Origin of the sequence: Nonomuraea diastatica (genome assembly GCF_004349015.1) — a bacterium.
Classification (GTDB): Bacteria; Actinomycetota; Actinomycetes; order Streptosporangiales; family Streptosporangiaceae; genus Nonomuraea; species Nonomuraea diastatica.
Map to the genome: position 1 here is coordinate 59,933 of NZ_SMKP01000025.1, position 11,728 is coordinate 71,660.

General features: G+C 71.8%; 9 protein-coding genes. 3 read left to right on the forward strand and 6 right to left on the reverse strand.

The genetic code is table 11. The annotated features are described in order from the left end of the window. The first annotated feature begins 233 nt into the window (after window positions 1-233). Genes E1294_RS11790 through E1294_RS11800 form a run of 3 tightly spaced genes read left to right on the forward strand, consistent with a single transcriptional unit; the run spans window position 234 to window position 4,571 of the window. Complete coding sequence (locus tag E1294_RS11790) at window positions 234-1,667, forward strand: hypothetical protein (RefSeq protein WP_132507730.1); 1,434 nt, start codon at window positions 234-236, stop codon at window positions 1,665-1,667. Beyond that, a complete protein-coding gene (locus E1294_RS11795; RefSeq protein WP_132507732.1) occupies window positions 1,654-2,652 on the forward strand; it encodes a hypothetical protein in 999 nt (332 codons plus the stop codon). The genes E1294_RS11790 and E1294_RS11795 overlap by 14 nt, the downstream gene beginning before the upstream one ends. Continuing rightward, the gene (locus tag E1294_RS11800; RefSeq protein ID WP_132507734.1) at window positions 2,640-4,571 is read left to right on the forward strand and encodes a hypothetical protein; all 1,932 of its coding nucleotides are present in this window, start codon (window positions 2,640-2,642) and stop codon (window positions 4,569-4,571) included. The genes E1294_RS11795 and E1294_RS11800 overlap by 13 nt, the downstream gene beginning before the upstream one ends. Window positions 4,572-4,659: 88 nt before the next feature. Here the strand turns inward: E1294_RS11800 and E1294_RS11805 are convergent, their stop codons facing one another. The 6 genes from E1294_RS11805 to E1294_RS11830 all read right to left on the reverse strand — a co-directional run. After that, window positions 4,660-5,259 carry a DinB family protein gene (locus E1294_RS11805; RefSeq protein WP_132507736.1) on the reverse strand — a complete coding sequence of 200 codons (600 nt, stop codon included), beginning with the start codon at window positions 5,257-5,259 and terminating at the stop codon, window positions 4,660-4,662. A 41-nt stretch (window positions 5,260-5,300) separates the two neighbouring features. After that, entirely contained in the window at window positions 5,301-6,674 is a 1,374-nt protein-coding gene (locus E1294_RS11810) for an alanine/glycine:cation symporter family protein (RefSeq protein ID WP_132507738.1), read from the reverse strand. A 143-nt stretch (window positions 6,675-6,817) separates the two neighbouring features. After that, window positions 6,818-8,761, reverse strand: coding sequence for an AfsR/SARP family transcriptional regulator (locus E1294_RS11815; RefSeq protein ID WP_132507740.1), 1,944 nt, complete (start codon window positions 8,759-8,761; stop codon window positions 6,818-6,820). A 446-nt stretch (window positions 8,762-9,207) separates the two neighbouring features. Next, window positions 9,208-9,897, reverse strand: coding sequence for a response regulator (locus E1294_RS11820; protein ID WP_132507742.1), 690 nt, complete (start codon window positions 9,895-9,897; stop codon window positions 9,208-9,210). Next, window positions 9,867-10,997, reverse strand: a complete 1,131-nt coding sequence (locus E1294_RS11825; RefSeq protein WP_132507744.1) for a hypothetical protein — start codon at window positions 10,995-10,997, stop codon at window positions 9,867-9,869. The genes E1294_RS11820 and E1294_RS11825 overlap by 31 nt, the downstream gene beginning before the upstream one ends. Beyond that, the coding region (locus E1294_RS11830; RefSeq protein ID WP_425465202.1) for a sensor histidine kinase at window positions 10,981-11,728 on the reverse strand (748 nt) is incomplete at its 5' end. The genes E1294_RS11830 and E1294_RS11825, both read right to left, overlap by 17 nt.

Here is an 11,728-nt window from a genome sequence, read left to right on the forward strand (position 1 = left end):
CGGCTTGGCCGCTCGCCCCGCGGGGGCCCACCTCCCCTCGCCTGAAGGCGCAGGTTTCCTCGGAGGTATCCGATGACTTATAACAAGAGGATAAATGCGGCCGCTAAAGTCTCATTCACCAGCCCGCCTCGAACCATCAGGAAACGGACAAACGATGACCAATTACATATATCGCCACTGGTACTGAACACGATTAGTCGCCGAACAGGGTCGTGAACGGGCGGGGAGATTTCTTGCACCATTTCGCAGAGGGCGGGTTGCGTGGCGAGCTCGCCGATCTGGTCGTCTCATTCAGGGAACGGCTGGCCGTCGTGGAGATCGACGCCGCCGGCATACGTGTCTTCGAGGTCCGCGCCGACGAGGTCGGCACGGCCCACCACACGCGCAGAGCCTCCGCCAAGTGGTCCACCCTGACCGCTTCAGGCGACGAGGTCTTCGACGCGATGCTCCGGATCGCCCGCGATCTGATCTCCGCCGACGAGACCGATCCCGTGGTGATCACGCGCTCCGCCGGCGGGCACGAGCAGGACGCGGCGGTGCGTGCGCTGCGGCAGTGGCGCCCGTCGGCCCGGCTCGTCGAGGTGTCGGGGGTGAAGGTCGGGGAGCTGCTCGGCGAGCTGACCGCCGGCGCGCCCCTGCGCCAGACGTACGACCTGATCGTGGCCAGGGAACGCGCGGAGGACGGCAGGCTCGAACTCGTGGGCCGGCGGCTTTTCGGCGCCGGCGCGCAGCCCGGCGACGAGGCCCACGTGACCGTCACGTGCACCGACGCGGGCGGCATGGTGCTCGCGGTCTCCGCCTGGTCGGGCCCGCTCCAGCCGTCGGGGCTGGTGTCGGCCGACCACGCGCCGCTCCCGCCGGGGCGGCACGCGCTGCGGGCGGTGCTGGAGCGCCCCGGCCTGGTCCGCTTCCCCGAGGTCCCCGGGCTCCGGCCGGACACACGTCCGTGGGAGGAGGTCGTGGCCACGCTGCCGGAGCGGCTCCAGCGCGCGTCCCGGCCCGCGCACCTGGTGTGCGCCATCGAGACGGCGGGCACGAGGGAGGAGTTCGAGGCCCGCAGCCACTGGGCCGGCTACGTCATCGACCTCCTCGCCGAACGCTGCCCCGACCTCCAGCAGCTCAAGGTGTCCGTCGTGGGATACGGCACCCACGTCTACGACACCAGGCACGCGGACCGGAGCCGGCCAGCCCTCGCCGCCTGGTCGGCGTCCACGGCGCAGGCACGCGCCGCCCTCGAGTCCCTGCGGCCCACCACGCCGACCTACCCGAACGCCGCCCAGATCGAGGACATGCTCGCGGAGGTGCGCACCAGGCTGCTCCGGCAGCCGGCGAGCACACGCACGGCGCTGCTCACCATCGGGGCGCGGCCCCCGCACCCGCCTCGATCCGGCCTCGACCGGGTGCCGGCCTGTCCCGCGCGGCACGACTGGCTGGCGCTGCTGCGCGAGATGGAGCAGCACCACGGCCTGAGGAGCGCGGTCATCTGCGACAGTCCGCCGGCCACCTCCACGTCCCCCTGGCGCCGGCTCGGCTCGACCGCGTTGTTCCAGGTGGACGCGGTCAACGCGGAAGAGCTCGCGGTCCGGCTCGGCCTGGTGACCGAGCCCGCGGGGGTGCTCTCCCTTCCCTTCGTCTCCCAGAGTGAGGACAGCGGTGGCCGACACTGACTCCGCCCCTGGCGATCCCGAGCGCGGCCGGGAGCCCGACATCGCGATGTGGGGAGCCTCGGGCAGCGGCAAGACCGCCTTTCTGGCGGCGCTGAGCATCGCACTGAACAAGTCCCGTGACGCCGGCTGGAGGCTCATCGGCGAAAACGCGGTATCGCGAACAGAACTGGCGAAACTCCGCAACACGCTGCTGCAGGCGCGTACGTTCCCCGCCCCGACCGAGGCCCTCACCCACTACAGCTGGATGATCATCGGCCCGGCGGAGACACGCCGGCGATGGTGGTGGCCGTGGACGGCTCGTGCGGCGAAGGCACCGAAGATCAAGCTCGACTTCCTCGACCTCCGAGGCGACCTGTACGCCGAATCGGAGTCGAACATCGACAAGAAGGCCCTGGTCGACAGCCTCGTCAAAAGCCGCGGGCTGATCTACATGTTCGACCCCGACCGGGAGGCCAGGGTGGGCGACGCGTTCAAGCACCTGGACGCCGCGCTGCACGAGGTCGCCGGCCGGATGCTCGTCGGCGACGAGTACGAGGACGGCAAGCTGCCCCACCACATCGCGGTCTGCATCACCAAGTACGACGACCCGCGGGTGTTGAGGATCGCGATGGAGGAAGGGTTCACGGAGCGGGATCCCACCGACGAGCTGCGCATCCCCCACGTGCCCCCTGACCGCGTGCGCGACTTCTTCCGGCTGCTGTGCCACGAGGCCCACGACCACAACACGGAGATGATCCTCGACCTGATCGAGGCGTTCTTCCACAAGGACCGCATCAGATACTTCGTGACGTCGTCGGTCGGCCTGTTCATCGACGAGGATCTCGGCCGCTTCGACCCTGACGACTACCTGAACGTCATCGACGACGCCGGCGGAGGGCTGACGATCCGGGGCGCCATCCGCCCCATGAACGTCATGGAGCCCGTGCTCTGGCTCGGCCAGATGCTCCGGCCCGGCGCGATCGGGAGCAGACGATGGGACGGCTGACCGCCCACTGGGCGATCCTCGGCAAGACGCCCGAGAGCCTGGACGACTACAGCGTGATCCGCTGCAGCGCTGGGGCGATCTCCAACGCCGAGTTCGGCATGTGGCTCAAGGCGTTCACCTCCGGCACCATGGAGCCCAAGGCCCTGCCCCGCGTGGCGACCAGCTACTTCGCCGCGGGCCCCGACGGGGAGCCGTGGCTGGGGTTGTCCCTGCAGAGAGAGCCCGACTCCCAGGACGGCTTCCACCGCCCGTACGCGATGACGTACTACGTCTGCGTCCGCTGGGCGGACGTCGTCGCGGGGCCGAGCACGGTGTCGTACCGTGCCCTGTACGAAGCGCTGGCCGAGGAGGACTTCTCCGGCGACGCGCCCTTCCGGCTCTCCCTCGCCACCTACGACGAGCGGCACCTCGCCGGCCAGGTGAACGGCACGGCACGGCGGGCGGCGGCGCTCCTGCTCACCGGGCGGCCCGTCTGCGTGGTGCGGGCCGGCCGCCTCTCGCCGGACCGGCGGCTGGACTTCCTCGACGCCGTGGCCGCACTCCTCCCGTACGGGTTCCGCCACACGCTGGCGGTCTCGACCTGGACCAACAGCGCCTCCCGGCACCGGATCCGCCTCTCCTTCGCCGAGGTGCCGCCCACCCACGGCGCGTGGGAGCTGCCCTGGGAGGCGGATGACCGGCCGGCGTCGTTCCCTCCCCAGGCGCTGCTCTACGAGAAGGAACTCGAGCGTTATCAGGGTGACGACCTCTGCGACCTGGTGGGGTGGCTCGGCACCATGGTGGAGCCGCGCGACTTCGACGACGTGTCCCACCGCGCGGCGGCGTCCAGGCTGCTCCGTGGCCGCGCCTCCGACCGGGTCACGGCGTACGGCGGGCAGTCCGTCGTACGCCAGCCGAGGCCCTCGGTGGAGCAGCTGCTGCACCAGTGCCGTGAGAGCATCGCGCACGCCGAGGAGCAGCGGCTCGGCGCGCTCAACGCGCAGCTGGCGGAGCGGGCTCGCGGCCGGGTGACCGAGCAGGACCGCAAGACCTACCGCGTGTTCATCAGGGCGAACCCGATCCGCCCGCCGGAGAGGCTGAGCGGTTCCGCCGTCGTGCGCGACTTCTTCGAGATCCTGCTGCGGCTGCTGTACGTGCCGCCGATGCACGCGGCCGACGTCGAGGAGATGCTGGTCGATCTGGGCGGCCAGCGCCGCCTGGAGCACGGCCTCTCCCCGGCGCTGCTCGCCGCGATGAGCAAGCTCCTGCCCGTGAGCGCTCCGTCGGGCAGGTTGCTCATCGCCTACCTCCAGGGCTCCGAGCACCTGCACAAGGTGCTCGCCGTCATGTCGGAGGACGAGCTGTGCCACGTCGCCGTCCGGTCCCGCAACCGCAAGGTGCTGGAAATAGTGATCACCGAGGCGGACCGCCGCGCGCTGCCCACGGATCCGCGGGGCATGGAGGCCGTCAGGTACGCGCTGGCACGCAACCGCTACCTCATCGAGGCGATCAGCTCCATCTGCGCAGCCGAGGAGAGCGTGCTCCGTTACCAGGACGTGCTCTGGGTGGGCCACCGCCGCTATCTGACGTCGGCCGACATCAAGGAGATCCTGGCGGACCTGGACAGCCCTCCCCGGACGTTCCTGCTCGCGATCATGACCCTCGGTGCGCCGGAAACGGCCCCGGCCCTGCTCCACACCATGGCCGGCGGCACGATGCGTGAGCTGGGCGTGACCGGGACTCCCGTCGCCGACGCCGTCAAGGCCGGCCTCGACCGGATGCTCTCGCGGGACGACGCCGGCGACGGCCGGATGGCGCGATACCGCCGACGCGCCGGCCTGGGCCGGCTGGCACCGGCTTCCACGCTCGGAAAGGCCCTCGCCGGCGCCTCGGTCGTCCTCGTCGCCGCCGCCGCGCTCGCGCTGTGGCTGTGGCTCTGAACGCCGGCGAGCACGGCGAGCAGGCGGGGCCCGGTCACCATGGTCACGTGGGCACCGATCCGGCTGGTCGCGCGGCTCGCCGATCACCTCACCTGGCGGACCGCTGACCCGCTTCCTGCGCCACCTGCTCCAGCCGGCCGCGGTAGGCCTCCCACCACGCCTGGTCGCCCTGCGGCAGGTTGTCGTTGCCCCGTTGCATCCCGGCGGCCCCGTCGATGAGCTCGCGGACGATGTCGGCGTGCCCGGCGTGCCGGTTGGTCTCGACGATCATGTGCGTGACGATCCGGTGCAGCGTCACCCGGCGACGCCCCTCCGCCCACCACGGCACCTCGCCGGCCGCGTCGAGCGCCAGCGCGTCGATCGTCGCGTCGGAATGGGCCCACACCCGGTGATAGAGGCGCACGATGTCCTCGCGCGACTCGTCAGCGGTCGCCCACATGTCGGCGTTGGGCTCGGCATCCTCCGCCATCCACGGCAGCGCCTCCGGGAACGGCCTGCCGAAGACGTCGCCGAGGTAGCCCGCCTCCACGCCGGCGACGTGCTTGACCACCCCCAGCAGGTTGGTGCCGGTGGGCGTCAGCGGGCGACGGACGTCGTAGTCGGAGAGGTTGTCGAGCTTCCACACCAGGGCCTCACGCGCGGCCTGCAGGTAGCGCCGCAGATCGGACTTCAGTTCGAGATCGGTCACGTACGCATCCTGGCAGACGTCCCGACAATGCGCACACGTGATCACCGTGGGTCGACGGTGGCCATCTTCTCCCAGTCGGGACGGTTGAAGTAGGCGCGGGTCTCCCGGACGACGAGCCCGGAGAGCAGGAGCAGGCCGATGAGGTTGGGCAGCGCCATGAGACCGTTCATGATGTCGGAGAACGTCCACACGGTCTGCAGCTCCAGCACCGTGCCGACGAAGATCAGCACGATGAACAACAACCGGTACGGCACCACCGCTCCCCTGCCGAAGAGCCGGTCCATGCAGCGCTCGCCGTAGTAGGCCCAGCCGAGCAACGTGGAGAACGCGAAGAAGACCAGGCCGACCGTCACGACGATGCCGCCCCACTGGCCGGGCAGCCCGTGGCTGAAGGCCGAGGTGGTGAGCGGCGCTCCGGTCTCGCCGCTGCGCCAGACGCCGGTGATGATGATGGACAGGCCGGTCATGCTGACCACGACCAGCGTGTCGATGAACGTCTGGGTCATCGACACGAGCGCCTGCCGCACCGGCTCGTTCGTCTTGGCCGCCGCCGCTGCGATGCCGCCGGTGCCGAGGCCCGACTCGTTGGAGAAGATGCCGCGGGCCACGCCGTAGCGGATGGCCAGCAGGATGCCCGCGCCGGCGAACCCGCCGGTGGCCGCGGTGCCGGTGAACGCGTCGGTGAAGACGAGGGCCAGCGCCCCGGGCAGGTTGCCGATGTTGGCGACGATGATCCACAGGGCGCCGATGATGTAGAAGACGATCATAGCGGGGACGAAGGCGCTGGTGACCGCGCCGATGCTCTTGATGCCGCCCAGGATGACGACCGCGGCGAGCACCGTGATGATCGCACCGGTCAGCCACATGGGGACACCCCACTGCGAGTTGACCGCGTCGGCCACGCTGTTGGACTGCACCATGTTGCCGATGCCGAACGCCGCGAGCGCGCCGAAGACGGCGAACAGCACGCCCAGGGTCGCGCCGAACTTCCCGCCCACCCCGTAGGTCAGGTAGAACATCGGGCCGCCGGACTGCTCGCCCTTGGCGTCGGTACGGCGGAAGCGCACGCCGAGGAACGCCTCGGAGTATTTCGTCGCCATGCCGACCAGCCCGGTCACCCACATCCAGAAGAGGGCGCCAGGGCCGCCGAGGTGGATGGCCGTCGCGACGCCCGCGATGTTGCCGACGCCCACGGTGGCCGCCAGGGCCGTCGACAGGGCCTGGTAGTGGGAGATGTCGCCCACGCCCTCGACGTCCTTGCGCCGGATGAGCGCGAGCCACAGGGCGTAGATGAGTTTGTGGAACTGCAGGCCGCGCAGCACGATCGTGAGGTAGAGGCCGGTCAGCAGGAGCAGGGGGATCAGCAGGAACGGCCCCCAGACGAAGTCCGAGATCGCGGACAGAATGTCTTGCACCCCAAGCTCCTCACGCTCACATGTGAAGGGAGACCCATCCCCTCACGTGGATGACAACAAACCTCACTCATTATGTTCACGTAAGTCATGGGCGCGCAGGGATACGCCGGGGCCGGGGGAGCTCGGTGGTCTTCCGACGGGGATCAGTGGACGGCGAGGCGGCGCGGGAGGGCGGCCGGCGGCCGGGCGACCGCCCGGTCTGCCGGGTTGCGGCGGTGCACGATCGGGTCATGCGTTCTGGTCAGGTGGTGGTGGAACGCCTGCCGGACGGCGGCGACGCGTACGGGCTCCGGCATGTGGCGTGCGGCCTGCTCGCGCGCGTAGAGGCGGACCAGGTCGGGCATCCGGTAGCGGCGGAACCCGGCGCGTTCGAGCAGGCGGGCGTCCATGAGACGGTTGAGCGCGGCCTCCGCGCGCGGCTCGGGCCAGCCGGCGACAGCGGACGTGGCGGCCGCCGTGTGGGTGCCGGTGCCCATGAGCCCCAGCAGGTGGAAGGCGTGCACGGCGTCGGGCTCTTCGCGCAGGTGCTGGAGGCCGGCCGCGATGCTGGTGCGGATCGCCAGGTCGGCGTGTTCGAGAACGTCGAGGCGGCGCGTGTCGTCGGCGAGCTGCTCGGCCAGCGAGGACAACCGCCGGTCGGGCCGGGCGGCCAGGCGCGCCGCCGAGATGCGGAGCGCGAGGGGCAGTCCACCGCAGAGCCGGACGATCCGCTGAGCCGCCTCCGGCTCGGCGGCGACTCTCACGGGGTCCACGATGCGGGCGAGCAGCGCGGTGGCGTCGGCGTCGGCGAGCCCGGTCAGGTCCAGCCGGCTCGCACTGGTGAGCGAGGTCATGACCTGCCGGCTGGTGATCACGACTGCGCACTTGGACCCCGCGGGGATGAGCTGCCTGACCTGGTCGGCGTCGAGCGCGTCGTCGAGGACGACGAGCAGGTCGCGGGTCGAGGTCAGGCAGCGGTAGCGAGCGGCGGCCGCGTCCAGGGTGGACGGTACGGCGGCGCCGTCCTCCCCGAGGGAGCGCAGCAGCCGGCTCAGGGCCTCGTACGGCGTCAGCGGCGTGCGCCCGGCGGTGGCGGCACGCAGGTCGACGTAGAGGACGCCGTCGGCGAACCGCTCGGCGACGCCGTGTGCCGCGTGCACGGCCAGCGCGGACTTGCCGGCCCCGCCGGCACCGTGGATCGCCGCGACGGACGGCAGCCCCGGCACGGCGTCGGCGAGCGTCCCGCGCAGCCAGGCGATCTCCGTGGCGCGGGCGGTGAACGCCCGGGTGTCGGCGGGGAGCTCGTTCGGGAGTGCGGCCCTCGTGAGCGTGGCGCGCTGCGCCGGGGGGCCCAGGTCGAGCGCGGGGTCGCGCCTGAGCACCGCCTGCTGCATGCGGCGCAGCACCGCCCCTGGCTCGATGCCCAGCTCGTCGACCATGACGCGGCGCGTCCCCTGGTACACCTCAAGGGCCTCGCACGGCCGGGAGGCCCGGTACATCGCCAGCATCAGCTGGGCGCGAGGCCGCTCACGCAGCGGGTACGCCTCGGCATGAGCGGTGAGCACCGGCACCACCGCGTGATGGTCGCCGGACTCCAGCCGCAGGTCGATGTGGTCCTCCAGCGCGGTCAGGCGCTCCTCCTCCAGGCGGGCGCACGCGGCCTGCGCCCATGAGCCGGTCATGCCCTCCAGCGCGTTGCCCCGCCACAACGCCAGAGCCCGCCGGAACAGCTCGTCCGCCGCCGCGATCTCGCCCCGGGCCCGCGCGGCCCGCGCCTGGCCGGTCATGAGCGTGAACAAGTGGGCGTCGACACCCTCACGGGCGAGGTTGAGCTGGTAGCCGCCGGGGACGGTCGCGATGATCTCGTCGTCCTGGTACGGCGCGAGGAGGCCGCGCAGCTTGGACACCACGATGTGCAACTGCTTGCCAGCCGTCGTCACCGTGCTCTGATCCCACACGTCGGCGAGGATCCGCTCGGCCGGGACCGCCCGCCCGGCGTTCAGCGCCAGCCGCGCCAGCACCCCCACCCGCCGCAACCCGGTCAGCTTCACCGGCTCGCCGTTCGCCGTGACCTCCCATGGCCCGAGAAACTTGATCTGCAGTCCCATTTGAGCTTCCCCTGTCACAGTGGACGACCGACGCGAGACTCCGTGGTGCCGCGGATGAGGAAGGAGACCTGCGCCGGGAAGAGCAGGACGGGCCGTGCCCGCGGTCGTCCCGCCCGGCGGAACTCCTCAGCCGATCGCGGGGAACGTGGCCCCACGCACGCTCTGCCCGGACACGAACGGGTCCCGCCCGCCAGCGGGCCCCCCGGAGCCGCCGGCGTCGGGCGGCGCCGCTCGATCGCTCCCCCACGAGCCCCCGCGCGGTCCGCGGACCATCGTGAACGCGCCCGTCCTGAGCATCAACGGCAAACCAGGAACCTTCCTGTGGCCTTCCGTACTCGAGTGACGCGGACAACCCGCCGCCCCATCGTGGAGGGTGCCGCGCGGCATGGCCGCTACTGCCGGCAAGTCTAGGAAGGCGCGGACCGCACTGGTGTCCGGTGAACGCCCTACAACGAAGTCGCCGTCTCGTTGAGCTCGGCGAGCGTGATGAGCCCGTCGTCGAGGGCGCGGCCGACGAGCTCGCTCTTGGTGCGGGCGGCCCGCCCCACGTTGGCGTATTTCACCCGTACGCGCGCGATGTAGGTGTCGACGGTCTTGACGGTGATGTTGAGCTTCGCGGCGACGAGCTCCTTGGACGAGGCCACGAACCACGCCCGCAGCACCTCGGTCTCGCGCTGGGACAGGCGCGGCCGGCCGGGGGCGTCGTCGGCGATGAGCGCACCGGACAACGACGGCGCGGTGTAGGGCTCGCCCCGCGCGGCCGCCCGGATGGCGGGCACCAGGTGGTCGGGGCCCTCGCGCTTGGTCAGGTAGGCGAGCGCGCCGAGATCGACGCACTTGATCGCGGTCGCGTCGTCGGTGTGCTGGGAGTACACGATCACGCGTCGGCCGTTGTCGACCAGCCGGCGCAGCTCGCCGAAGTCCGGCCTGCGCGGCACCAGCTCCAGATCGAAGATCACCACGTCTGCGCCGGCCCCTGGGCCGGTCCACACGTCGGCGAGCCGGTCGCCGGCGTCGACGAGCTCGATCGGCGGCACGGCCTGGGAACACCAGGAGCGGACGCCTGCGGCGATGGCCGCGTGATCGTCGACGATCACGACGGTGATCAGCTCGCCTGCTGCGGGCTCGGCTGCCATCGGACCTCCATCCATACCGTGTCGTCGTTGTTCAACGTCTCGACGTGCACTCCCGGCGTCACCGGATCCGGCGGATCCACCTCACCACTGTCCGCGACGACGCTCACCGACACCAGGTCCGCGCCGCCGACGACCGCGATCCGGGCCCGGGAGGCGGCGGTGGCGAGCACGCTCAGCACCGGCTCGATGAGGTCGCGCCGGACGGCCACGGGCGGCGTCGGCCACTGCCCGCGAGCATCCAGCTCGACCACGACGCCCTTGCGGTCCGCGACGTCAGCGCAGTGGCGCAGCTCGTGCACCAGGGGGTTGGCCACGGTGTCGGTCTCGGCGAACAGCCTGCGCATCCGGCCGGCCTCGATCGCGCAGCGCCGCTGGATCGCCGGGTCCTCGGGGCGGAGCGAGCCGTCGGCGAGCCCTTCCAGCAGCGGGATCGTGGTCGCCGACAGCTCGGCGAGCCGCTGCTGCCTGCGGCGGTGGGATTCCGCCGCGACCGCCTCGGCGACGCGTACCCGCTCGATCTCCCGCTGGGAGGCCGCCGACGCCGCGCTCAGACCGCGCAGGACGGCCGCTGCCACGGCCACGCACAGGGGAAAGCCGATCACCGTCACCGAACCGGTGGCGAACCGGGCCAGCGCCTGCCGGCTGGGCTCGTCGAACAGGACCAGGTGCAGCAGGGCCGTGAGCTCGTGGGCCAGCAGGAACGCCCCGGCTGTTCGCAGGGGGCGGTCGAGCAGCACGACGACGCCGACCCAGTTGGCGGCGCCGAAGATCCAGTCCACCGTGGTCGACGTGCGCCCTTCAGGCAGGGCGGCGTACGACAGCGCGGACGCGGCGAGCACGACGGCGACGGCGGCCCAGCGCAGCCGCCCCCACGGCCGCCCCCGGACCAGGAGCGCTGCCTCGCCGGCGAGCACGAGGCCCAGCGCCGCGAGGGCCACCGGCTGCGCGAGCGGCCACGGGTAGGCGTCGAACCGGCGCAGCATGTTGACCAGTCCGAGCCCGAACACGATCGCCACGGCGACGACCAGCGTCGCGATCCGCAGACCGCGCCGCAATTGCGTCCGCGTGCGCTCCTCTGCGGCGTCAGTCGGGGGCGGCATGCCACTCCAGCCGTACGAGGGTGCCTTCGCCTTCGGCGGAGACGATGGTGGCCGTGCCACCGATGCGGCTCATCCTGCCGCGCAGGGACTCGCGGATGCCGCGCCGGGTGTCCGGCACGTCCGCAAGAGTGAAGCCCTTCCCCCGGTCGGCGATGTCGAGCCGGAGGGACCGCGCGTCCCCGCCCAGCCGGACGGCCGCCCGGGTCGTGCCCGCGTGGCGGCGTACGTTGGTGAGGGACTCCCTGGCCGCGTCGGCGATCGCCCTGGCCACCTCGAACGGCAGCCGCAGCTCCGCCGGAGCGTCGAACTCCACGGTCAGCTGCACGGAATCGAGGTCGGCGCGTAACAGCTCTACGAGGTCGGCGTGCAGGGGTGCGCGCCCGCTGTCGGAGCGGAGCCTGTCGAGGTCGCGGCTCGCCTGCGGGGCCAGCCACTCCGCGTCCGAGCGCACCTGCCCGATGCCGACCATCAGCAGGGTCGTGGCGGCCGTGTCGTGCAACGAGTTGCCGAGCTCGCGTTCCTCGGCTCTGACCGCCTCGGCCACCTGCGACTCGGCGCGTGCGCGTGCGGCCTCGGCCGCCATCCGGTCCGCGCGTTCCGCGGCGCGGCGGACGAGCACCCAGGCCGCTCTGGACAACCAGGCGGCCGGTAACGCCCACATCGTCCCCGTGACCAGGCTGTTGTCCACCTGGGGCGCTCCAGCCGCCGTGAGGAAGCCCACCGCCCCGCCC

Excerpts from the sequence above, each read along its gene's own strand:
- E1294_RS11800 (WP_132507734.1), top strand. The coding sequence starts at position 2,640 with ATGGGACGGCTGACCGCCCACTGGGCGATCCTCGGCAAGACGCCCGAG.
- E1294_RS11815 (WP_132507740.1), bottom strand. The coding sequence starts at position 8,761 with ATGGGACTGCAGATCAAGTTTCTCGGGCCATGGGAGGTCACGGCGAAC.
- E1294_RS11820 (WP_132507742.1), bottom strand. The coding sequence starts at position 9,897 with ATGGCAGCCGAGCCCGCAGCAGGCGAGCTGATCACCGTCGTGATCGTC.
- E1294_RS11825 (WP_132507744.1), bottom strand. The coding sequence starts at position 10,997 with ATGCCGCCCCCGACTGACGCCGCAGAGGAGCGCACGCGGACGCAATTG.